This is a genomic window from Paenibacillus sp. YAE3 (assembly GCF_057546105.1).
Window position 1 is genome coordinate 135,169 of record NZ_BAAIYF010000011.1, and the last position, 21,807, is coordinate 156,975.

The window sequence follows — 21,807 nt, forward strand, 5'->3', positions numbered from 1 at the left end:
TTAATGACCTCTAACATTTTAGGAAATGTAAGGAGGCCCCCTCTCATCTAACGCCGGAATAAGGCCTCCCGCTTTTCTAACTAATCATTTTAAATTTTCATCATATATTTTTTGAGCTTCTTCCAGCACCTTGTCTCCGCCCATCTTCTTCCACTCGGCAACAAATTTATCGAATTCATCGAGAGATTTGCGGCCCGTTATAAAGTCGATATAGGTAGTGAGCGTGAACTGGCTCAATTTATCTTGATAATCGTTGTACACCGGCTTATTGAACGGTGATAGAATATCGATCACTTGTGTACCTTTCGCCCGGGTTTCTTGCGCCAATTTGCGCAAGTCTTGATCCGACGTATATGCGGTTTGGAAATAGTAATCATTGAAGGAGCCAGGCAAACAGAAGCCGCCGATTCCCGCTTTTTTGCGTACTTTTTCATCATCGTACGGCGGGATGAATTCGACCGTACCTTTATCGCCCTTCTTCCAGTGCTGACCTTCCACGCCGAAGTTCATCAGCTCATACATAGCCGGCTCAAACTCCGTAGCTTCAAATACCTGCATATATTTGATCAGCTTGTTTTGATCCTGTGCCAGCTGCTTGCCGAACATGATGCCGGAAGCGAAAGCCGGATTGTATTGCGAGATACCGTAGCTGCCGCTTGGACCCTTGACGCCGCCCACCGTTTCAAAATTAAAATCCGGATTCTTCTTTTTGAGCTTGTCGTACCATTGTTCGCCTCCCAGGAAGGCATTGCCCGGAAGGAATGACCACCAGTAATATTCTATGGCGCCGATCTTGTCGGCCAGCACTTTATCCTCAACGTTGCTCCCTTTGTTAACGACAAATTCAGGGTCGATCAATTCATTTTTATACCAGCGATTCAGCACGGTAAGCGCCTCTTTGGCCCCCGGCTCAATCTCGCCGCGGACAATCTTGCCGTCTTTTTCCCGGAAAATATTCGGATACGCATCAAAAGCGCCAAATACGGAACTGAACATCGATTCGATATTATCTGCCGAAGCGGTGATGCCATAGGTGTCCTTTTTGCCATTGCCGTCCGGGTCGTCATTCCGGAATTTGGTCAGCGCCTTTCCATTTCTTCCAGCGTTTCCGGCGTTTTGGCGATACCGACCTTCTTCATCCAGTCACTGCGGAAAGCAAGCTGGATGCCGTCGATTCCGATATCCCATATAACCGGCAGTCCATAGATTTTGTCGTCTCTTCTAACATATTTGAAGGGATCGTCGCCCAGATATCTTTTCAACCATGCAACGTATTTGGGCATATGCTGCTCGATCAGATTCTGCGGGATCTCAGTCGCAACCCCTTGCTCGATCAGCTTGTCGTAATCCGGGAAGTTCGGTTCCTTCCACCAATCGGGGATTTCGTTGGAAGCGATCATCAGGTTCAGCTTTTCTTTCATTGCATCTCTTGATGAACTAATAAAATCAATATCGATGTCGTACTCCTGTTTCAGCTTCTCAACAATGGGTGAATTCGTGGTTGTCGCATCATCCAAATTCCAGAATGTCAGCTTCGTCTTCTCCTCGGCCTTGGTTCCATTCATTCTCCGAGGCGCTGCCGGGATCGGCTCCCTTGGCGGATTCCGTCTTGCTGCAGGCCGACAGGACCGAGATAAGCAGGGCGCCTGCCAATATTCCGTTCAACCAGCTTCTCTTCAATTCAATCATCCCTTTCTTGAGATCGCTTTCAAACATGAGCAATTCAACCTTTAACCGCGCCGATCATAACGCCTTTAACGAAATATTTCTGAATAAACGGATACACCACGAGCATCGGAATAATGGAAAGCATGACGACCGTCGCCTGCAGCTGCCTGCCGGAGAAAACAGTCTCCTTCCCTATGTTCTGGATCACATTATTGATATCTGTCATATCGTTCTGAATGATGATTTTGCGCAATACAATTTGCAGCACCTGCTTGTGCGGATCTGACATATAGATCATGCTGTCGAACCAGGCATTCCAGTGCCCGACTCCGACCCACAGAGCTATGGTGGCAAGTACGGGTTTGGAGAGAGGAATGACGATTTGAACGAATATTCGAAGATAGCCGGCTCCATCGACCCTAGCGGATTCTTCCAGTTCATGCGGAATGGATCTGAAGAAATTTCGCATAATCAGTACGTTGAACGATCCGATCATACCGGGGATGACAAGTGCCCATAACGTGTTCAGCATATGAAGTTCTTTGATGATGAGGTAAGTCGGGATCAAGCCGCCGCCGAAGAGCATCGTGAACAAGATGAAGCTGGTCAGCGTCCGATTGAACGGAAGGTCTTTTTTGGCCAGCGGGTAAGAGGACAGCGCCGTGAAGAATACGGATAGAGCGACGCCTACGGTCGTACGAACAATGGTATTCCAGTACCCCCTCCACAGTTCATCGAACTCCATGGCCAGTTTGTAGCTTCCGAATGTCCATTGCTTGGGGAAGAGAACGAGGCCCGTGGCATAAGCGGCTCCTTCCGTATCCGCTCCGTCAAACGAAATGACAATTTGCGTCCAGAACGGGTACAGCGTAGCGATCATGATCAGCAGCATGATAAGATACAGCAGGGCGTCCACCACTTTGTCCCCCGCCGTCTTCTTGATGTTCATCATACCGACCGCTCCTTCGTTAGAAACTCTACCATAATGCGTGCTCCTTCCCGCCCAGCCGCTTTACGACAGTATTGACGGCAACAATCAAGATTAAAGCGATAACCGATTTGAAAAGCCCTACGGCTGTAGCATAACTGTAGTCCATTTCAACCAGGCCTTTGCGGTACACATAGGTGTCGATAATATCCGCGACGTTATACACTTTGACATTGTACATATTGAAGATTTGATCGAATCCGGCATCCAGTATGCCCGACATGGACAGAATGAGCATGATAGCGATTACAGGAGCGAGCATAGGGATGGAGATATAGAACATCCGTTGAAAACGTCCGGCGCCATCCATGACAGCCGCTTCATGCAGTTGGGGATCAATATTCGATAATGCAGCGAAATAAATGATCGAGCCCCAGCCAAAGCCCTGAAAGATGGACGTAACAACCAGAATCGTCCGAAAATAGCGTTCATCTGCCAGGAAGAGCGTCTTCTCGCCGCCAAGCAGGTGGACAATCATATTGACCGGACCATCAAGCGAGAAAATCGTAAAGAAAATCCCCGCTAATACAACCCAAGAGATGAAATGCGGCAAATACGATACCGTCTGTACCACCCTTTTGAATTTCGTACTGGTAATCTCGCTTAGCATTAAAGCAAACAAAATCGGAACGGGGAAACCAAAGAGAAGTTTGTATACACTGATCATGAGCGTGTTGCGTAGCACCGTGTAGAAGTAGGGATCTTCAAAAATCATTTCAAAATGCTTGAACCCGACCCAAGGACTCCCTAAAATCCCCTGCGTAATCTTGAAATCCTTAAAAGCCAGCAGCACGCCATACATCGGAGCATAGTTGAAAATGATGTAATAAATGACCGCCGGAACCATCATCAGCAGCAGAATACGGTACTGTTTGATCTTTTTTCGGGTATCTTTTGTCAGCATGCGTTATGCACCTTGGATGTACACGATTCTTTCATGGCCATCACCCCTTTCTATAGTGAAAACTATAGCAGAGGCTCAACATAAAGAAATTATCAAATATTTTGGAAACGATTCAGTTTTTTACGGAATTCATGGGGCTTGTCACCGGCCAAAATTCGTATCATCTATTCCATGGTATTTTGTTGATATTTCGGGACGGTGATGGTCATGATCGTGCCTTGCCCGAGTCGGCTGCTGACGGAAATCCCGTACTCCGGCCCGTACAGAAGCTGTATTCGGTCATTCACATTTTTAAGCCCGTAGCCGGTGGAATACGCCGTCAGAATTCTCTCGGCCGTATCCGGCGGCATTCCCGGCCCGTTATCTTCCACGTCAAAGACAATCGTGTTGTCACATACCCTCGCCCTCACTGTCAGCAGGCCGCGTTCCGCCTCCTTTTGGTCAATGCCATGGAGGATCGCATTCTCGACAAGCGGCTGAAGGATCAGATGGATCGTATGGTAAACGTATACCGCTTCCTCAATTTCATATTCGACGTCAAAGCTGTAATCACGCATGATCTGTATAATTTCCACATAGGACTTCATATTTTCGATTTCATCCCTGACGGAGGTAATGTTGTTCCCCCGGTTGAGCGCCGTCCGGTAAAACCTCGAAAGAGAGGTCACCACGTGGCTGATCTCATGAGAGTCGCTTTTGATCGCCTGCCAGTTGATGAAAGATAGCGTGTTGTACAAAAAATGCGGGTTGATTTGCCACTGCAGGGCTCTGAGCTCCGCCTCCTTCTGCACGATTTTGCTGCGGTAGGATTCGTCAATCAATTCATTAAGCCTGAACAGCATCCGTCCGAACCGGTTTGTCATCTCCCCGATCTCGTCTCTGGACGTGCTTGCCACCCGAAGGCTCAAATCCCCCATCTCTACCCGCTTCATCATAGCGTTGAGCGCATAAATGCGCCGAATCATCGTTCGGGAGAAAATATAAATAATAACGAGCAGCGCAGCAATGCAGACCAGAATCAAACCCAGGGTAACCCTGATGATCGAGCCGGCTCCCTCTGTTAATTTCTTAGTTGGAACAAAGCAATAGAAGGTCCAGTTCGTCTGCTGAATTTCCTTCTTGACCAGAAAAAATGAAGTTTGCCCGTCGACGATCATACTGCCGTCTTCTTTCGACAAATCCCCGGACAGCAGTCGTTGACGCTGGCTGGCGTTTGGGTTGGCATAGATTAATCGCTGGTTCTCATCTGCGATGAAAATAGCATTATCCTGCAGTGTATCCGATAAATTAAACAAATCCTTCGCATTGATCCTCATATAGACGAGGTTCGTATTTCCTTTCGCATAAAAGTTGGGGAATTGAGCAGTCACGATCAATCCGTCGTCGAAAAACCATTGATTCCGGTTCGGAGCGGCCAGAAGGGCGTCATGGTACCACCGCTCCTCGCTAACCCGTGATGCGGAGAGAAGCGCATCTCCAAATTCCGGAACGGAGCTTTGGGTGTAGAACGTGATCTGTTCAATGTTCTGGTCCATGTTTTTCATCATGTTAAAATACGGCAGCAAGTAGCCGTTCAGATCGCGGGACAAATTAACGAGGTCGATGTAGTCGTTCGTCACGATTTTCTCAAAGGTCGCATTATAAATAATAGATCGTATCGTATGATTGTACCGTTCCAGAGACTTCTCAATGCTCTCCGTGATCGTGCCCGCGTTCTTTTCAATTCCCTGCAGCGCCTGATACTCCAACATTTGCTTGGACTGATGATAGGCGTAGAGCCCGAGCACCAGAATGGGGATAATGATCACCGTCAAATAGGATACGAACAGCTTGTGCTTGAAACGCATCCGGTCAAATAGCCACAACCGCTCCCGTCTCATGGCTCACAGATCTCCCCGGTATTGTGATGGCGGTACGCCATAGTGGCTTTTGAACAACGAACTGAAATAGGGAAAATTGCTGTATCCCACATCCTGACTGATGTCGATAATTTTACGGTTCGTCGTCAGCAGCAGTTCCTTGGCCTTCTCCATCCGGTACATGGTGATGAATTTGTTGATACTGATCCCTTTTTCCTTTTTGAACAAATAACTTAAGTAGCTTGGAGACAAATAGACCTGCTTCGCCAGCCATTCCAGCGACAGGTCGGTTTGGTACCTGGTATGTATCATCCGAACGACTTCCTCGATTGCCTTCGGCATCCCGTCCCTGTATCCTTCGCCAGAGGGGATATGCTCATCCAAAATAGCCTGCATCACCCTGCGCAAATCGTGTAATCTGGCAGCGTTATTGATTTTCTCAAGCTCCTTCTTGAACAAGCCGGGTTGATTGCCCGAAGTAACGTCAAAGATCGATCTGACGATCTCCATGCACACATATTTGATGTAGACGACGGAGAGCTGCTTGCAGTTCTGCACGGTGTCGAACAATTGCTCGAACCTCAGTCTGACAATGCTCCAGCGGCTTAACTGGATATACTGCTTGATGTCCTCCATGGCATCATTGACGGAAGCCATCATATCGCCTTCCCCCGTCGGGACCGTCCGGTTTGCCTGCAGCACGGTTCCTTCCTCCAGAAAAAAAGAAATCTCCAGAAGGGGCTCCAGCTCCTGGTACGCCTGATACAGCTGATTGGCCTCATCAATCGGACCGCTGACAGCAACCATCATGTTCTGGCCGTAATCTTCCTTGACCCGGTTGATGATTTCCTGACCGAGCTCTGTAAACACCTCCACCGACTCATCCGCAGCAGCTTCAACGAGAAGCAGCCCCTGAAACTCATTCAAATGAATCAATTCAGATCCACGGTCTACCGCCTCCGCCAGCTTCACTTCAAAATCCTCCCGGTCAAACAAACGGCTGCGCGAAGTCAGCATCAGCATACGGATCAAGGAATAGCCGCATATGCTGCTGATCGGCATCGGCACCGGTTCCTTCACGGTTTGCCCTAGAATGAGATTGGTGAGTACCTTCTGCTTCTCGAAACGGACCTCCTTCAAGTAGGCTTGCTGCATCCGCTCCTGCTTCTCTTTCTGCAGCCGTTCCTGTTCACACTGCTGAATCACATGGGACAATACCTTGATGAACTCTCCAACCTGAACCGGCTTCAGCAAATAGCGTACCGCCTCCAGGCTGATGGCGCGCTGTGCATACTCGAATTCGCCGTAGGCGCTCATGAAAATAACTTTGATAGGCCGTCCGGATTCCCTTACTTTCTCTGCAAGCTGCAGTCCGTCCATTCCCTTCATTCGGATATCGGACAGCAAAATATCGACGTCGTGGTGATCGAGGTAAGAAATCGCTCCTTCGCCGCTTCCCGTTTCGGCAATTTCCAGATCAAATCCATATTTCTCTACCAAAAAACGGACGCCATCCCGTTCAAACTTGTCGTCGTCAACAATGAGCATCTTCAGCACATCCTGCACCACCTTATACCCAAAAATAATGAATTTAAATGGAAGGCATATACAACCAACTCTGCACGCCCACTCAGCAAAGTTCTCCATCTTCGCGCCTGAAGCCCAAAATATAAAGCGTTTACAATTTGGAACAATTCTAACACAAAAGTATAGGTTGAATAAGATCCTCATCAGTGCGTGGACAAAATAATTCAAAGCAATAAATTGCTAATAGCAAAAAAGCCGCCATGCAGGCTCTAAACCCGCTTTGGCAGCATCTTCGAATATCGTTGCCGCAGCTCGTGCAGCTCCTCGCTTCCCGTGACCGCCTGTTCGCCCATCTGCTTGCCGACGGCGACGATCAGCGACTCGAGCAGGGCGACCGGGGCGACCATGGAATGGAACTCCCAGAGCTGGCCGCGTGCCGTAAACAGGGTCACGTCGGCCTTCTCCAGCATCGGGCTGACCGCCAGATCCGTGATCAGCAAGGTCCGGTACCCCTTCATCCCGGCATAGTCGAACAGAACCGACAGTTCGGGCGACTCGGACACAAATCCGAACATGACGATGAGGTCCTGCGGCTGCACATGCACCAGCAGGTTCAACAGCTCATGCCCGCCGCGGTCGAGCCGCTTGACCCTCATCCCGAACCGGGTCAGCCGGAAATCGGTCAAAGCCGCGAGGCTTTCGGCGGAGCCCGGCCCGTAGAGGTACACGGTCCCCGCTTCGCGCAGGAGCGAAGCCGCCCGCTCGAACGACTCCTGACTCAAACGGTCGGCCGTCTGCCGCAAATAATCCGCACCGACGAGCAGGCTGGCGGCGGCGTCATTTTCGTTCATTTTGGAAAACGCGGACTGCAGCTTCTGCGACGGGGACAGCAGCATTTCGTCCTTTACCTTCTGCTTGAATTCCTTCAGGTTTTTGCATCCGACCTCGGACCAGAAACGCGACACCGTCGACGTGCTTACCTGGCAGGCGGCCGCGATCTCCTCCTCCACCATAAACGGGATATCTTCCATATGTTTGCTGATATAATCCGCGACCCGCTGATGCCCGCGCGACAGTTTCTGGCCTTCCAGCTCCAGATTCATGGGCTTGCCTCCTCTCCCGAAGGGATGAATGAACAACGGCCTAAACCATAAATGAAATGAAACGTTAAACGGCCTTCACTTCGACCTTTTTCTTCAGCAGCTTTTTCACCGCGTTTGCGGCTCGGACCTGCAGATGCAGACTCGGGGAAATGAATCGTTTGCAAGCCCCTTCCCGGATCGCGGCCTTCAGCTCGGCTACCGTTTCGTAGTCCCCCGGCAACTCGTTGTACACGCATCCGACCTGGAACATCTGGTGCGCGTCGCTGCCAGCCACGACCGGCACGCCCAGCTCTGCGCCGAGCGGCAGCACCAGGGCGATGTTTTCCTGAATGCCGATTTCATGCAGATCCTTGCCGTTCAGGTCGAAGGCGTCGAACCGGCGCAGCAGCTCACGGTCCACGTGATACAGATGGTTGGACTCGCGGAACGGGTGGCCGCCGATCACCATCATGCCCCGCGGTTCGCACATATCGAACAGCTCCGCAAGCCCGATGAACGAATCCGGCGTCGTATGCGGCTCAAGCAGCGCGCGAATTTCAAGCAGCGCGTCCTTCGGCCCCGAGACGAGGATGTGTCCGCCTTCGGCCACGTCCACTTCCATGCCCGTAAAAATTTTGAAGCCGTCGCGGTCGTAATAATGGTTGTTGCACGGCAGCAGCCGGTCGAGCGTCCCGTAGACCTCGTCGAAGCGGCGCGTATTGAAATGCTCGGTCAGCGTAATGGCCTCAAGCCCCTGCTCGCGGGCCTCGTCCAGCATCTCGTTGAAATGGTCCATGGAAAAATCGGTTTTTTTGGACAGTTTAACATGAAAGTGAAAGTCAATTTTCATCGGTGTATTTCCTCCAATATAGGTGTAATGGTCGACACGCCCAACTCCTGCCGTATGCCTGTTTCACGGTCGTACAGGTTGATGCGGTCCTTGCGGAAAGTCGCATACAACACGCGGCCCGGAGCGTAATCCGGATCTCCCATGACGCGGGCGCTCAGCTTCTCCTGACCGAAGGCCGCCCTCACCAGCGTCTCGCCGCCGGCGGGCAGCACCTCTTCCACCTTCACCGGGATCGAGCCGGGGACCCGCGCTTCGTGCAGCACGACATCCTCCGGCCTCAAGGTCAGGACCACGGCGCGGTCCGCTCCGCCGTCCAACGGCGCCGACAGCCGGAAGCTGCCGAGCGGCGTTGCCAGCATGGATTCGCCTCCGTTCCGGCGGCACATCCCCTCAATCCGGTTCAGCGGATAATCCGAGCTGCCCATGAATTCGGCCACCTGCAGCGTCCGGGGACGCCGGTACAACTCCCGCGGCGTATCCGCCTGCACGAGTTCGCCGCCGAAAAATACCGCGACCTTCGTTGACAGAGTAATCGCTTCGTGCTGGTCGTGCGTCACATAGACGATCGTCGTGCCCAGCTCGCGGTGGAGCCGCTTCAGCTCGGCGCGCATCTCGGTCCGCAGCTTCGCGTCCAGGTTCGAGAGGGGCTCGTCGAGCAGCAGGATCGACGGGGACGTCACGATCGCCCGGGCGATGGCGACCCGCTGCTGCTGCCCGCCCGAGAGCTCGCCGGGATAACGGTCCGCCAGCTCGGAGATGCGCATTTTGTCGAGGGCGGCCATGACGCTCCGCCGGACCTCGGCCTTCGGCTGCTTTCGCACCTGCAGGCCAAAGGCAACGTTGTCGAAGACGGTCATATGCGGCCACAGGGCATAACTCTGAAACACCAGGCTCACGCCCCGCTTGGCCGGATCGAGATGGTATGCCAGGCTGCCGTCAGCCACCCGGTTTCCGGAAATCACGACCGTCCCCTCATTCAGCTTTTGCAGCCCTGCGATCGTCCGAAGCAGGGTCGTTTTGCCGCAGCCCGACGGGCCGAGCAGCGTCACGAAATCCCCCTCTTCGATCGTCAGGTCGATGCCTTTTAAAATATGCTTCCGCTGCACATGCACATGAATCTGGCGCAGTTCAATCGCGTTCATTCATTGCCCTCCCAATCCTTTGGTCAAATCGGCCTTCCCGAACTTTACCGCAAGCGCGTAAACCGCCACGACGATCGCGATAATGATCATCAGCACGACGTTGGTCAACTGGTCGTATCCTTTTTCCACATAATAAAAGGTGAGCGTCGTCAACGTCTCCGTCCGCGGCGTGACAAGCATGATGATCAGCTCCATCTCCTTCATCGCCCCGATGAACACGAGGATGAAGGCGGACAGCAGGCTCTTGCGGCTAAGCGGCAGCAGCAGGCGCCGAAAACGCGTAAACCAGGAGGCGCCCCCAAGGACGGCGGCTTCCTCCAGCTCCGGCCCGATCTGCATCATCGCGGCGCCGCCCGCCTTGACGGTAAAGGGCAGCTCTTTGACTATCGTGATCAGGATTATGATCGTAATCGTGCCGTACAACGCCGGAATGAACAGGACCGGTTTCGCGAACATCGTAATGTAAATCGCCGCCAGCGAAATACCGGGGATAAAATACGGAAAAAACGAAAGCTGGTCCACCAGCTTGCCCATGGCCGTATTTTTGCCGCGGGCGACGGCGTAGCCGAACAGCAGCCCGAGCACCGCGGCCGCAACCGAGGCGATGCCCGCGATCACGAGCGAATTTTTCAGGGCGAGCAGGAAAATCGGGTTCTGCAGCACGCCCTTTTCTCCGGTGTTGATATTCGGATCGGAACCTCCCGCCCAGTAATGAAGCGTGAAGTTGTCGGGACTGAACGAGCCGTTTTTCAGCAGGAACGTTTGCAGCAGCAGCACCAAAAACGGCACGACCGCGACGGCCACCATCCCGGCCACCGTCGTCACCGCAGCCGGAAGCCGCCATTTGCCCAGCGGCATGTGCGTTACCGCGCTTCCTTTGCCCGACACGGTCACGTAGCTGCGCCGGCCGCCGATGAGGCGCTGATTGTAATAGATCGCCAGCATGGTGATCAGCATCAGCGTCAGCGACAGCACGTTTGCCTCGGTCGTCAGCCGCGAACGCATGCTGGAATACAGCATCGTCGAAATCATGTAGAAGTTGACCGGGGTTCCGAGCAGGGCAGGCACGCCGTAGGCGCTGACCGCCTTCGTGAAAATCAGGATGAAGCCCGACAGCACCGACGGCAGCATCAGGGGAAACACGATCCGCCGCAGCACCTGCAGCCGGTTTGCCCCCGCCATTTCGGCCGCCTCCTCCAGCTGGCTGTTCATCGAGCTGAGCGCCGCGCCGACAAGCAGAAAGAAATATACGCTGTCATGGATGGATAGGGTCAACACGATCGGCACGAAGCCGTACGACAGCCAGTCCGGCGGCGCCACATGCAGCAGCGACTGCAGAATGCCGGGCGTTCCGCCGATTTTGTCGTTTTTGAAAAAGGTCAGCCACGCCTGGGACAGCATCCACGAAGGCAGCAAATACGGAATGATCGCCAGAAACGTGATCGTCTTTTTCAGCGGAATATCCGTACGCGTCACGAGCCAGGCAAGCCCGCAGCCGAAAACCATGGACAGCGCCGAAACCGTCACCCCCACCGATAAGGCGTTCAGCACCGGCTTGTAAAAAAGGGACCAGCTCATGTCGCTCGCCAGCACGCGGCTCCAGTGGTACAGCGTCAGGTGCCCCGGATCCGCCGCGGGCGTGAGCCGGGCATCCTGGGTTTTCCAAATGAATGTCGAGTAGATTAAGTTCAGGACCGGCCAGACGATGGTGTACGCGAGAAACAGAAGGGCCGCCGCCCCGATCAGGTACAGCGGATTCCGCAGCGCATTGCGGCACCGGTTCAGCCATCTGGCCTGCCACGTATTCAGCATGGGTTTATGCAGCATCCGGATTTCCTCCTGCCTGTGTCATTCACGTTCGTCATTTCTGCTTGATCCAGAAATCCCGGACCTTCGGCGCCTCGAAGTACAGCTTCTCCCCATCGTAAATCCACAGGTTCAGGTCCTCGAAAGCCACCTCGTTTTTCGTCTTCACGTCCGAACGCGGCACCCAGGAGCCGACCTCGTTGAACGGAGCCATGCCTTCGCCCTGGCCGTCCTTCTCGCCCATCATCCAGCGGATGAACAGCTTCGCTCCGGCCGGATGCGGCGCTTTGTTCGCCAGGAACAGGTAGCCGGAATCCGGCACCGACGTCTTCGGCTTGATGTCGTAAATCGGGCGCACGTTCCAGCCTTTTTCCTCGACCTTCGATACGTCGCCGGACACGGCGAGCCCGACCGCGTCGCTGCCGCCCTTGCCGATCGCATCCAGCACGTCGTCGCTTCCTTTCAGCACGACCAGCCCGTTATCGAACAGCTGTTTGATAAACTCATACCCCGCGTTTTCCGTGCCGTGCAGCTCGATATCCTTCCCGAATTTTTCCTTGTAGGCCGCCGCCATATCGTCGCTGTGGATGACCATCGTCGTGAACAAATCCATGAACGCCGGCGAACTGAGCGGATCGGCCGTATACACCTTGCCTTTGAATTCAGGGGTCGTCAGGTCCCACCAGTTGGTGACCGGAGCCGACTTGTAATGACCGGTATTATAGAAAAGCGTGCGGAACTCCAGATAATTGGCGTATCCTTCGGCCTGCGTGCGGTACGGCTCGTCCACCTTCTCCGCCAGGTCTTCCGGCAGGTATTTGACGTATCTCCCTGGCTTCACCATCTCTTCTTCGACGGCTCCGCTCACTTCCTTCGTAATGATGACGTCCGGGTTGAACTGTCCGGCTTCCTGTTCCTTCGTCACCTTGTCCATCATCTCGTCGGACTTGACCTTGCTCACCTCGACCTTGATGCCCGGGTACTGCTTCATAAACGTCTCCGCCGCATCGTTCGCCCGTCCCGACGTGGAGTAGACGATGATCTTGCCTTCCTTTTTGGCTTGCTCGTACAGCGCCTCCGGCGTTTCGCTGCCGGACGCGGCCGCCGAACCTTGCACGGATTCCGCCGGTTTAGCAGGCGCATCCTGGCTGCCCGCCGAGCCGCTTCCTCCTTGTCCGCAGGCGGTCAGCAGCAGGGCCGTGCCCAGAACCAGCGCCGCTGCCTTGCCAGGCCAGGACCAGGCAATCCGTTTTCCCCCCGGCGCGTATGTATCCCGCTCCATCCCCGTTGTTCCTTTCGCGTTCACTTTCAAGACGGTCCTCTCGTTTACCTTCCCTTTTGTTCTCATGTTCCGTGGCCTCCCTATCGTTAACTTCGATTTATGAAGCGTATGGTCATCCGGATCTATCGCTTACACCTTCACTATAGGGAGGAAGTGTCAACGGAATGTTAGGCCGGCGTGCAATTTTGGTAAAAAATTATCATTTGTTCGTTAGAAGATAAAAAAATTTCATTTTCGAGATCAGAATCCCCCCAATATAGCCTCTCACCGGACCGGCCCCGGGTCATCCTGGCAATCAAACTGAGCACGCCGATCCCCGTGAACATGATGTTCCAATCATGCGAGCCCGCAATGAGCCTTCCCAATGGAACTCCTGAAAGGAGCCCAAGATTTGGATGGGGAGTGAGACCCCCATAATAACAATCGTTTATTTTGTTATTATTATATTAGTGTAATTAAATAACTTTTAATTGCCATTAAATTCCCATTGTGATAGTATAATGTCTCGAAAAGGGAAAAATAAAGCGGTTACAAACGAGTCATTCGATATTTTTGTTAGTTTATTTTCTCGCTTTGTTAGCCCTTTATCTTATTGCAGCAAAGGGGAGTTTGTATGAAATCATCGACCAAATGGCTTAGTACCGCCTTGTCGGCGGTATTGTTCGCTTCGCTGCTGTCTCCCGCTAACGGATCGGCCGCTTCCCAAACGACCGGCGGCAGCGCGGCAGCCAACGACATTCCCGGACACTGGGCCGAGGCAAGCATCCAAAAATGGGAGGGCAGCGGGCTGATCCGGGGTTATCCGGACGGCACCTTCCGCCCCAATGCGAAAATTACGCGCGCCGAGTTCGTGTCCTTGCTGAATCATTTGTTCGGTTTTAGGGCACCGTCGAAGGAGAGCTTTGCGGATGTGCCGGGCGATGCATGGTTTGCAAACGCTTTCCAATCTGCCAGAGCAGCAGGCTACTACACCGGATTTCCAGGCAATACGGCCAAGCCAAACCATCCGCTTACCCGTCAGGATGCAGCGGTGCTCTTGGCGCGGGCGTTTGAATTGAGCAGCAATGAAGCCGCCTCCTCTCCTTCTTATCCGGATCAGGAGAAGATCAGCGGATACGCCCGCGAAGCGGTCCGGTCTCTCTCGGGCATTTTTCAGGGTTCCCCCGGCGGGAGCTTCCGTCCGGAAGAACCTATCACCCGCGCTGAGGTCGTCACCTTGATCGATAAACTGGTACGCGCGTATTACCCGGCAGCCGGCACCTTTACCCCCGGGGAGGTCCAGGGCAACGTTGTGGTCAACCATGGGGATGTCGTCCTGAAGGACGCCGTCATTCAAGGCAACCTGTACCTTGCGCCGGGCATCGGCGATGGCGGAATCACCCTCGACCATGTTACCGTGCAGGGAACCGTCTTGATCGAAGGCGGACAGAACATCGTCTTGAAGGACTCCAAGCTCCGGACCGTCCTCGTTCACCGAGCCGACGGTCAGGTGCAAACGCAGGCGTCCGGCACGACCCATATCGGGCAGTTCACCGTAAACAGCGCGTTGTCGCTTGAAGCTGTCGATGCCTCTGCCATCGACAGCGCCGAATTCAACCGGCCTGTGCGGCTGAATTTGGGCGCGGGGGCCTCCATCGCCTCGCTGACCGTCACCCCGTCGGCCGCGGGCACATCCATCACGGGCACGGGCACAATCAAACAAGCGGTGATCCAGGGCGCTGACGTGACGCTAAACGGCAAAACGCTTCCGGCGGGAACGGTCAGCATTTCCGGCGGAGCGGTCGGCACAGGTTCGGTGTCGTCCGGCACCCCGGGAGCAGGCGGCAGCACATCCAGCAGCACAGGCGGCTCTTCTTCCGGCGGCAGCGGAAGCGGCGGGGACCACGGAGGCAGCCCGGCGGAGAACGTCCCGACCGTCAATCTGGTGGACGCGGCCGCGACCGACCGAACCAAGTCGCTGTTTGTTTATTTGAACGAGCTCCGCGGCAAAAACATTCTGTTCGGCCAGCAGCACGCCACGACGGAAGGCCTGTCCATTACGGCGAAAGACGGGACGCAGTCGGATACCTTCAACAGCGTGGGCGCCTACCCGGGGCTTTTCGGGTGGGATACGCTGAGCCTGGAAGGCAAGGAAAAGCCGGGCGTAGCCGGCAACGCCGAGCAAAGCCGGGACAATCTTGTCGCGGTGATGAAAAAAGCCTATGCCGACGGCGGCGTGCTGACGCTCAGCTCGCATATGCCGAACTTCGTCACGGGCGGGGATTTTTACGACACCAAAGGCAACGTCGTGTCCCACATCCTGCCGGGCGGCGACAAACACGCGGCGTACAACGCTTTTCTGGACCAAATTGCCGACTTCGCCCTTCACCTCAAGACGGACGACGGCAAGCCGATTCCGGTCATTTTCCGGCCGTTCCATGAGCAGAGCGGCAGCTGGTTCTGGTGGGGAGCCGCTTTTACGACCACCGACGAATACAAGGAGATTTACCGCTATACGGTCGAGTATCTGCGCGACAAAAAAGGCGTGCACAACTTCCTTTACGCCTACTCGCCCGGCGGCGGTTTTGGCGAATCCGCGGAAACATACCTCAAGACTTACCCGGGCGACGACTACGTCGATATTCTCGGCTTCGACAGCTATTACAACGGCGAAGGCGACTCCTGGTTCAACGGCGTGAAGACGGAGGCCAAAACCGTGTCCCGGATCGCCGACAGCCGCGGCAAGGTCGCTGCCTTCACCGAATTCGGCTATCAGAAAATGAAGGTCGCGGGCAACGCCACCCCCGACTTCTACACGAAGCTGGCGGAGACGCTCAAATCCGACCCGGACGCGAAAAAGATGGCGTACATGCAAACCTGGGCCAACTTCGGGCCGGATTCGGTTTACGTCCCATATCCGACCGGCGATCCGAACCAGGAGCATGAAATGCTGCCGGACTTCAGGAAATTCTATCAGGATGCGTATACGCTGTTCAGCGACGGCGTGACCGGAGCTTACGATAAAAAGGTCAACACTGTGTCCGAGCGGGGTTTCATGCACATCGCCTCCCCAACCAACCAAAGCACGATCAAAGACGCCTCGACACTCATCCGCGCCCGCGTGCTGAATGAAACGCCGGATCGCGTCGTGTACAACATCCAGGGCTCTGATGCCGAATACCCGATGGCGCTGAACCCGGACAGCGGTTACTACGAAGCGGAGTGGACGCCGGCGGCCGGCCTGAACGGCAAAACCGCGGACGTTACCGTCAAAGTCTACGGCCAAAACGGCGCCGTCCTGCATCAGCAAACGAACACCGTGTTCGTAAAAATCGGCGAGGTGCTCGCCGGAGCCTACACCTTCGATACGGCCGCCGACGTCGAAGGCGTTCAATACAACGGCGAATATACCGATTCGCTTAAGGAAACGCATGACGGAAGCGTGGCGCACAGCGATTTTAACGGGGGCTCCCTGGTGATCCGCGCCCCGCATTTGAACGGAACCGATTCGTGGCAGGAGCTGAAGCTGGAGCTGAAAAATGCCAAAACCAAGGCCGGGGCAAGCTCGCTCGCGGATATCAAACGGGTCAAAATGGACGTGTGGGTGCCGGCGTCCGCCGGGGAGACCAGCGTGAACGCCAGCCTGCGCGCGGTCGGACAATTGCCGCCGGATTGGAGCAATAAATACGGCATGGATACGACGTATGTCCCGCTCGCTTCCCTGCCGCAGGAGACGATCGACGGCGTGGAATACGTCAAATTCAGCCCGACGGTCGATTTTACGAATGCGGACGCCTTGGCGGCAGCCGACGACATCGCCTTGTCCATTGTGGGCAGCGGGCTGGATGCGGGCGGCGAAACGCTGCCGGTCTATGTCGATAACATCCGCCTTTACAACGCTTATCACGAGACATCGGGAGACCCGGCAATGGTCGACGACTTCGAGGGGTATCTGGGGAGCAGCGACGCCCTGGCCGGCAAGTTCGTGCATGCCGGCGGCGACCCGGCGAGCGCTGCGCTGGACGGCACGCATAAGCATGGCGGCAGCTACGGGCTGAAATACACGTACACGCTGGCGGGCAGCGGTTACGCCGGCATCACGAAAGCGATGAACGGCGCCGATTGGTCCGGCTTCAACGCCCTGCAGTTCTGGTACCAGCCGGACGGCCAAGGCCAGAAGCTGGTGATGCAAATCAACGCGGGCGGCAAAACGTACGAATATTACCCGGACACGAAAACGACCGAACCTGCACTGATCACCGCGCCGTTCAATGAATTCAAGCCCGCCAACGGCGCAACCGGCACGCTGACGAAAACGAACCTGAAGAACGTCCAGGCTTTTTCGATTTACACCAACGCCGTGCCGGACGGACATCGGCTGACGTCGTCCATGTATTTTGACGACATCCATGCGCTGCTTGATCCGAATGCCGGCACCGTCCCCAGCGGCAGCGAAAGCGGCGGCATCGCGCCGGGCGTGCTGTTCGATTTCAACGACAACATTGCCGGCTGGACGTTGAACGACAATACGCTGGGCGCGGACAACCTCGCGAATCCCGAGGACGGCGGCAGCAAGGTGCTCAGCGCAGACTTCCCGGCCGCGGCTGCCGGCGACCAACATTTCGAGCTTGCCTACATGAGCGACCAAGACCTCAGCCAAGGCAACACGTTAAAGGTTCGCGCCCGGGTCGCCGGCGGCACCGCCAAAGCCAAGCTGTTCATCAAAGCTGGAGCGAACTGGGCCTGGGCTTCAACGGATGAAGTGGAGCTGACCGGCGAATACCAGTGGATCACGCTCAGCCTGAACGGCAAGGATTTCAATGGCGAAGCCATCGACAAGACGCTGATCAAAGCGGTCGGCCTGCAAATCTCCTCGCCGAACGGGCAAGGAAAATTGACGGTGTACGTGGATGACGTGACCCTGGACGAAAAGGAGCTGGCTGCCGGGTCGGGCGATACAAACCTTCCTGAAAAAAGAGCAGCCGGGGAGGAACCAGCAACCGGCCAAACGGAACCTCCCGCTCAGGAAAAGCCAACAGATGAAGAAAGCGGCACAAGCCAAGAAAATGTTCCTTCCGGTGAAGACGAGGGGCTATGATAAACCAAATGGAATAAAAACGGACGTTTGCCTGAAGCACGCACCCGCAGGCTGTCGAGAAGGTTCTCGGCAGCCTTTTTTTATACACGATATATCGACTTCAGATCGTGTATCTTGAAAAAGCATAACTTTCTGATGTCCACGTTCGTTTTAAGTAATGTAAGGAAATTGTTGCAGCAAACGTCCATAAACCATACCCTTCAATCCTCGATCGCCTGATACATCATCGTCCATAAATCGAAGGGGAGCTTGCTGTTATTCGGCATCTGCGCGCCCCGCAGCCGAATCAAGAGCAGCTCTTTTTATTGGGGATGATGCCTCATATTATAATAGGCCGATGTGCAAACAGGTACGGCGTCCTTACCGAAACTGCGGCTTCAGCATTTCATCAAAGTAGGTGCGGCGGGCTTCTTCGCTGTCAAACTGAAGCATAACCTCGGCCGCATCGCTATACGCCCGGCAGCGTTTCGAACTCCGGCCGGTAAAACACATCAGGCCAATATAAACGATGATGACATACAGACTCCATGACATAAAAGAAAGCTGATGAACAAGCGCCAACCTTGATGTCCAAAATACAGCCCCCAGAAAGACGATGAACCCTAATTTGACGATCGTTTCATTAAAAAGCAGCCTGTTCTCGCTTCGGAGCTGCCTGGTGATAATTTCATCCTTGGTCATGGACAAGTAGCTTTCACATGCTTTGAGGTAATGCTTGTTATAAACTTTCATTGCTCTCCCCCACCGGTCCCCTTACTCGATCGCTATGCTAAAAAGACTTACAAAGGAATCAATTCTCTATTTTCTAATAAATTCCTTCTACACCGGAACGATCCAAAAGAAGACGCGTCCCAGGCAAAACAAGCAGCCATCCCCGGGTCTTCTTCCCGATGATGGCTGCTTTCTATGATTCGCGCTTATCCGTTTTCCGGCAGCTCGATCCATTGATATGGCTGCTTTGCGGCGATAAGCCCGCTTTCGATGATACTGATGACGGCAATCGTCTCGGCGGGCGGCACGGCCGCTTCCCCGGTCTCGAAAAACCTCGCCAAGTCGCGTATAAAGCTCTGGAAAAAATCCGATGCCGGCTGCACGACGCGGCAGGCTCCCGAGGCGTAGTTGACAGCCATCATAAACGGACAGCCCGGACCCGGCTGCTGGATCGTCGCCTGCCGGCCGCCTGAGAATTCGACCAGCAGGGTCGGCGCAGCCTCCGTGCCGGTGAACATGACGCGTTTCGCTTCCGTTCCCATCAAGGCCACGATCGGCTCGATCTGGTGAATCGAGTAGTTTTCCAGCAAACCCGGGCCCCAGCTGGAGATCACCCGGATGCCTTCCCTTTCGACCTCCGCGTATTCGGCGGCATACCGCAGCGCGGATGAAGAATACAGCGGCGTCCGGTGCCGCGCGGCCCGCTCGAACAAACGCAGGGCCGCCGCCCGGTCCGGGGCGAACGTCTTGTCGATGTAGGTCGGCTTCCCCGAAGCAAGCGGCAGCTCGGCAAGGGCCTCATGCTGCTCCGGGTTGTCGGGCGACAGCACGATCAGATAGTCGCTTCGGGCAACCACCTCTTCAATCGTTCCGCAAGGCGTCACGCCGTTTTTGGCGCACCACTCTTTATTGCTCAGCCCATGCTCGGCGTCCTTCATGCCGTATGCGAAGGCGACCTCCATCGCGCCTCCGGCGGCATCCCGAATCCATGCGGGATATTGATTGGCATGCCATTCGTCCAGGTAATAATCGATAAAGCCGATTTTCTTCATGCCAGCGCTCCCGCTTCCAGCAGGGAAATCTCGCGGCCTTCTTCCGAGGAACGGTAAATGGCCTCGATCATTTGGGCGGTCACGATCACCGTGTCAATATGCGACGGCAGCTTTTCCCCGGAATGGATCGCGGTGATAAAGGCGTCGATCTCCTCCTGAAAGGCATCGCTTTTCGGATAGTTCGGCGTGCTTTCGAGCAAAGCGCCATGCTTTGCCGAATAAAGCGTAAACTCCTTGCCGTACTTCAGGCGGATGCCTGCCTTGTCCCCGAGAAAATCGATGTACATTTCTTCCACGCCGATATTTTGCGCCCATGCGCCGTTGACCGTGATTGACGGTCCTTCCGTGCGGATCATGGCCGTCACGAAATCATCCACGTCATAGCTGCCTTCGTAATTCGGAGGGCCGGCCCACATGTTCAGGTAAGCGTAGTTCTGCATGTCCGTGCCCAGCTTGGAGTACGCCTGTCCCGTCACCGTTTTCGGCCGTGGATCGCCCGCGCAATACATGACGATATCCAGGAAGTGAACGCCCCAGTCAATCAGCGCCCCGCCCCCGGCAACCGCCTTGGTCGTAAAATCGCCCCCAAGCCCGGGGATCGAGCGATGCGCACGGAAGCTGACGACGACGTGGTACAGCTCGCCAAGCTCGCCGCTTTCGATCATCTGTTTGATAATGTTGACGCCTTTGTTGAAGCGGTTCACGACGCCGATGTTCAGCGTTTTGCCGGTTTCGTGCTGCACCTTCTGCATCTCCAGCGCTTCCTTATACGTTCTGGCCGCCGGCTTTTCGCACAGGACGTGTTTGCCCGCGCGCATGCAGTCGATCGCGATCGGGGCATGGACATTGTTCGGCGTGCAAATCGATACCGCCACCACGTCCGGATCCTCCAAAATGACGCGGTAATCCTCCACCGCCGTGCCGCAGCCGTACTTCTCGACGGCCTGTTCGGCCCGCTCCTTGCGAATGTCGCAGAAATACTTGATCTCGGCGTCCTTATTGGCCATATAAGCCGGAATATGCGCGCCGTTGGCGATCGTTCCGCAGCCGATCACGGCCACCGTCGTTTTTGCCATCGCTTTTTCCCCTCCGATTTTTGAACCCGGCAAAGGCAGCTCCGGATTGCGTATAGTATTGACCGGCAACGTGATCCGAAAATAGCTCCAACCTCCGCTGAAGCCGGCAGCTTTTTCATTCGTGACCCGTTACGGGCAACTACTGACATGTTACCATGAAAGCGGTTTATTTGACTTCAAAATCGTATATGAAAATAGGATTATCGTATCCGTTTCGCTCGCGGCCGAGCTCGCTCGGGAAACGGAAGCGGGTCAGGCTATGCGCCGTCATTTTAAAAAAATTATGCACCAACGGATGGGCTTATTCCCACGCAGTTTATCCTCCAGCACCTTCCACTTCCGGGCCTTGTTATCCGCAATAGAAAAAGCGGCAGCGATGTTCTGTAGCTTCATCGTTCAGCCGCTCTCCCGTCATATCTGTTTCGCTAAGTTGTAAAAAAAGCACCGGTTAAGGTGCTCATACCCTGGTGGTTTGTCGCCTCGTGACCTTTAGGGTTTGGTCGCTTGGATCACTGCCGAAACGATATAATCTTCAATATTTGATCCCGGAACCCAATCCTTAATAAACGCCCTGGACTCATCCTTCGGCTCCACGCTGATGTTGTCGAATCCGCTTTGTTGAATTTTTACGGATTGGATTGTTATTTCTGATCAGCATATCATATCAGCACTCACTTATATAGCGTCAAAAAGAAGGGGCCATTCGCTCGAGGAGGATTGACTTTCCTGTTAGGGTAAGGTTTATGCTTAACGTAAGGAATTCCGGCCGGAATAACTTGCGAA

At 54.6% G+C, this 21,807-nt stretch carries 16 protein-coding genes and 1 pseudogene; 1 reads left to right on the forward strand and 16 read right to left on the reverse strand.

Annotation, left to right across the window (positions count from 1 at the left end):
* Nucleotides 1–84 precede the first annotated feature (84 nt).
* The 12 genes from AC27KL_RS20880 to AC27KL_RS20935 all read right to left on the reverse strand — a co-directional run bounded on the left by AC27KL_RS20880 (nucleotide 85) and on the right by AC27KL_RS20935 (nucleotide 13,174).
* Complete coding sequence (locus AC27KL_RS20880) at nucleotides 85–885, reverse strand: type 2 periplasmic-binding domain-containing protein (protein ID WP_487170904.1); 801 nt, start codon at nucleotides 883–885, stop codon at nucleotides 85–87.
* Between the two features lie 194 nt (nucleotides 886–1,079).
* A complete protein-coding gene (locus AC27KL_RS20885) occupies nucleotides 1,080–1,421 on the reverse strand; it encodes a hypothetical protein (RefSeq protein WP_487170905.1) in 342 nt (113 codons plus the stop codon).
* A gap of 88 nt (nucleotides 1,422–1,509) precedes the next feature.
* The gene (locus AC27KL_RS20890) at nucleotides 1,510–1,716 is read right to left on the reverse strand and encodes a hypothetical protein (protein WP_487170906.1); all 207 of its coding nucleotides are present in this window, start codon (nucleotides 1,714–1,716) and stop codon (nucleotides 1,510–1,512) included.
* 7 nt (nucleotides 1,717–1,723) lie between these two features.
* On the reverse strand, nucleotides 1,724–2,620 hold the full coding sequence (locus AC27KL_RS20895; protein ID WP_487170907.1) for a carbohydrate ABC transporter permease: 897 nt from the start codon (nucleotides 2,618–2,620) through the stop codon (nucleotides 1,724–1,726).
* 25 nt (nucleotides 2,621–2,645) lie between these two features.
* The gene (locus AC27KL_RS20900) at nucleotides 2,646–3,560 is read right to left on the reverse strand and encodes an ABC transporter permease (RefSeq protein ID WP_339323536.1); all 915 of its coding nucleotides are present in this window, start codon (nucleotides 3,558–3,560) and stop codon (nucleotides 2,646–2,648) included.
* Between the two features lie 164 nt (nucleotides 3,561–3,724).
* Nucleotides 3,725–5,440 (reverse strand): sensor histidine kinase, encoded by a 1,716-nt coding sequence (locus AC27KL_RS20905; RefSeq protein WP_487170908.1) that lies wholly within the window; start codon nucleotides 5,438–5,440, stop codon nucleotides 3,725–3,727.
* Nucleotides 5,441–5,443: 3 nt separating this feature from the next.
* Nucleotides 5,444–6,967, reverse strand: a complete 1,524-nt coding sequence (locus AC27KL_RS20910; protein ID WP_487170909.1) for a response regulator transcription factor — start codon at nucleotides 6,965–6,967, stop codon at nucleotides 5,444–5,446.
* A 248-nt stretch (nucleotides 6,968–7,215) separates the two neighbouring features.
* A complete protein-coding gene (locus AC27KL_RS20915) occupies nucleotides 7,216–8,049 on the reverse strand; it encodes a MurR/RpiR family transcriptional regulator (protein ID WP_487170910.1) in 834 nt (277 codons plus the stop codon).
* Nucleotides 8,050–8,113: 64 nt separating this feature from the next.
* Nucleotides 8,114–8,878, reverse strand: a complete 765-nt coding sequence (locus AC27KL_RS20920; RefSeq protein WP_487170911.1) for a PHP-associated domain-containing protein — start codon at nucleotides 8,876–8,878, stop codon at nucleotides 8,114–8,116.
* On the reverse strand, nucleotides 8,875–10,020 hold the full coding sequence (locus AC27KL_RS20925) for an ABC transporter ATP-binding protein (RefSeq protein WP_487170912.1): 1,146 nt from the start codon (nucleotides 10,018–10,020) through the stop codon (nucleotides 8,875–8,877). Before AC27KL_RS20925 ends, AC27KL_RS20920 begins: the two co-directional genes overlap by 4 nt.
* Nucleotides 10,021–11,847 (reverse strand): ABC transporter permease, encoded by a 1,827-nt coding sequence (locus AC27KL_RS20930; protein ID WP_487170913.1) that lies wholly within the window; start codon nucleotides 11,845–11,847, stop codon nucleotides 10,021–10,023.
* 34 nt (nucleotides 11,848–11,881) lie between these two features.
* Nucleotides 11,882–13,174, reverse strand: a complete 1,293-nt coding sequence (locus tag AC27KL_RS20935) for an ABC transporter substrate-binding protein (protein ID WP_487170914.1) — start codon at nucleotides 13,172–13,174, stop codon at nucleotides 11,882–11,884.
* A gap of 547 nt (nucleotides 13,175–13,721) precedes the next feature.
* Here AC27KL_RS20935 and AC27KL_RS20940 point away from each other — a divergent pair.
* Complete coding sequence (locus tag AC27KL_RS20940; RefSeq protein ID WP_487170915.1) at nucleotides 13,722–18,185, forward strand: glycosyl hydrolase; 4,464 nt, start codon at nucleotides 13,722–13,724, stop codon at nucleotides 18,183–18,185.
* 360 nt (nucleotides 18,186–18,545) lie between these two features.
* Here AC27KL_RS20940 and AC27KL_RS20945 read toward each other — a convergent pair whose 3' ends face one another.
* From AC27KL_RS20945 to arsM, 4 genes and pseudogenes are all read right to left on the reverse strand, one after another.
* On the reverse strand, nucleotides 18,546–18,917 hold the full coding sequence (locus AC27KL_RS20945) for a hypothetical protein (protein ID WP_487170916.1): 372 nt from the start codon (nucleotides 18,915–18,917) through the stop codon (nucleotides 18,546–18,548).
* A gap of 185 nt (nucleotides 18,918–19,102) precedes the next feature.
* Nucleotides 19,103–19,948, reverse strand: coding sequence for a Gfo/Idh/MocA family oxidoreductase (locus tag AC27KL_RS20950; RefSeq protein ID WP_487170917.1), 846 nt, complete (start codon nucleotides 19,946–19,948; stop codon nucleotides 19,103–19,105).
* Nucleotides 19,945–21,024 (reverse strand): Gfo/Idh/MocA family protein, encoded by a 1,080-nt coding sequence (locus AC27KL_RS20955; RefSeq protein ID WP_487170918.1) that lies wholly within the window; start codon nucleotides 21,022–21,024, stop codon nucleotides 19,945–19,947. Before AC27KL_RS20955 ends, AC27KL_RS20950 begins: the two co-directional genes overlap by 4 nt.
* 489 nt (nucleotides 21,025–21,513) lie before the next feature.
* Nucleotides 21,514–21,648, reverse strand: a pseudogene (gene arsM / locus AC27KL_RS20960) (arsenite methyltransferase); the annotation flags it as partial.
* Nucleotides 21,649–21,807 lie beyond the last annotated feature (159 nt).

Bases quoted from the DNA above. Each gene is read 5' to 3' on its own strand.
- AC27KL_RS20910 (WP_487170909.1), bottom strand. From the start codon at position 6,967: ATGCTCATTGTTGACGACGACAAGTTTGAACGGGATGGCGTCCGTTTT.
- AC27KL_RS20940 (WP_487170915.1), top strand. From the start codon at position 13,722: ATGAAATCATCGACCAAATGGCTTAGTACCGCCTTGTCGGCGGTATTG.
- AC27KL_RS20915 (WP_487170910.1), bottom strand. From the start codon at position 8,049: ATGAATCTGGAGCTGGAAGGCCAGAAACTGTCGCGCGGGCATCAGCGG.
- AC27KL_RS20905 (WP_487170908.1), bottom strand. From the start codon at position 5,440: ATGAGACGGGAGCGGTTGTGGCTATTTGACCGGATGCGTTTCAAGCAC.
- AC27KL_RS20935 (WP_487170914.1), bottom strand. From the start codon at position 13,174: ATGAGAACAAAAGGGAAGGTAAACGAGAGGACCGTCTTGAAAGTGAAC.
- AC27KL_RS20950 (WP_487170917.1), bottom strand. From the start codon at position 19,948: ATGAAGAAAATCGGCTTTATCGATTATTACCTGGACGAATGGCATGCC.
- AC27KL_RS20955 (WP_487170918.1), bottom strand. From the start codon at position 21,024: ATGGCAAAAACGACGGTGGCCGTGATCGGCTGCGGAACGATCGCCAAC.
- AC27KL_RS20900 (WP_339323536.1), bottom strand. From the start codon at position 3,560: ATGCTGACAAAAGATACCCGAAAAAAGATCAAACAGTACCGTATTCTG.
- AC27KL_RS20930 (WP_487170913.1), bottom strand. From the start codon at position 11,847: ATGCTGCATAAACCCATGCTGAATACGTGGCAGGCCAGATGGCTGAAC.
- AC27KL_RS20885 (WP_487170905.1), bottom strand. From the start codon at position 1,421: ATGAAAGAAAAGCTGAACCTGATGATCGCTTCCAACGAAATCCCCGAT.
- AC27KL_RS20925 (WP_487170912.1), bottom strand. From the start codon at position 10,020: ATGAACGCGATTGAACTGCGCCAGATTCATGTGCATGTGCAGCGGAAG.
- AC27KL_RS20895 (WP_487170907.1), bottom strand. From the start codon at position 2,620: ATGATGAACATCAAGAAGACGGCGGGGGACAAAGTGGTGGACGCCCTG.
- AC27KL_RS20945 (WP_487170916.1), bottom strand. From the start codon at position 18,917: ATGAAAGTTTATAACAAGCATTACCTCAAAGCATGTGAAAGCTACTTG.
- AC27KL_RS20920 (WP_487170911.1), bottom strand. From the start codon at position 8,878: ATGAAAATTGACTTTCACTTTCATGTTAAACTGTCCAAAAAAACCGAT.
- AC27KL_RS20890 (WP_487170906.1), bottom strand. From the start codon at position 1,716: ATGTTTGAAAGCGATCTCAAGAAAGGGATGATTGAATTGAAGAGAAGC.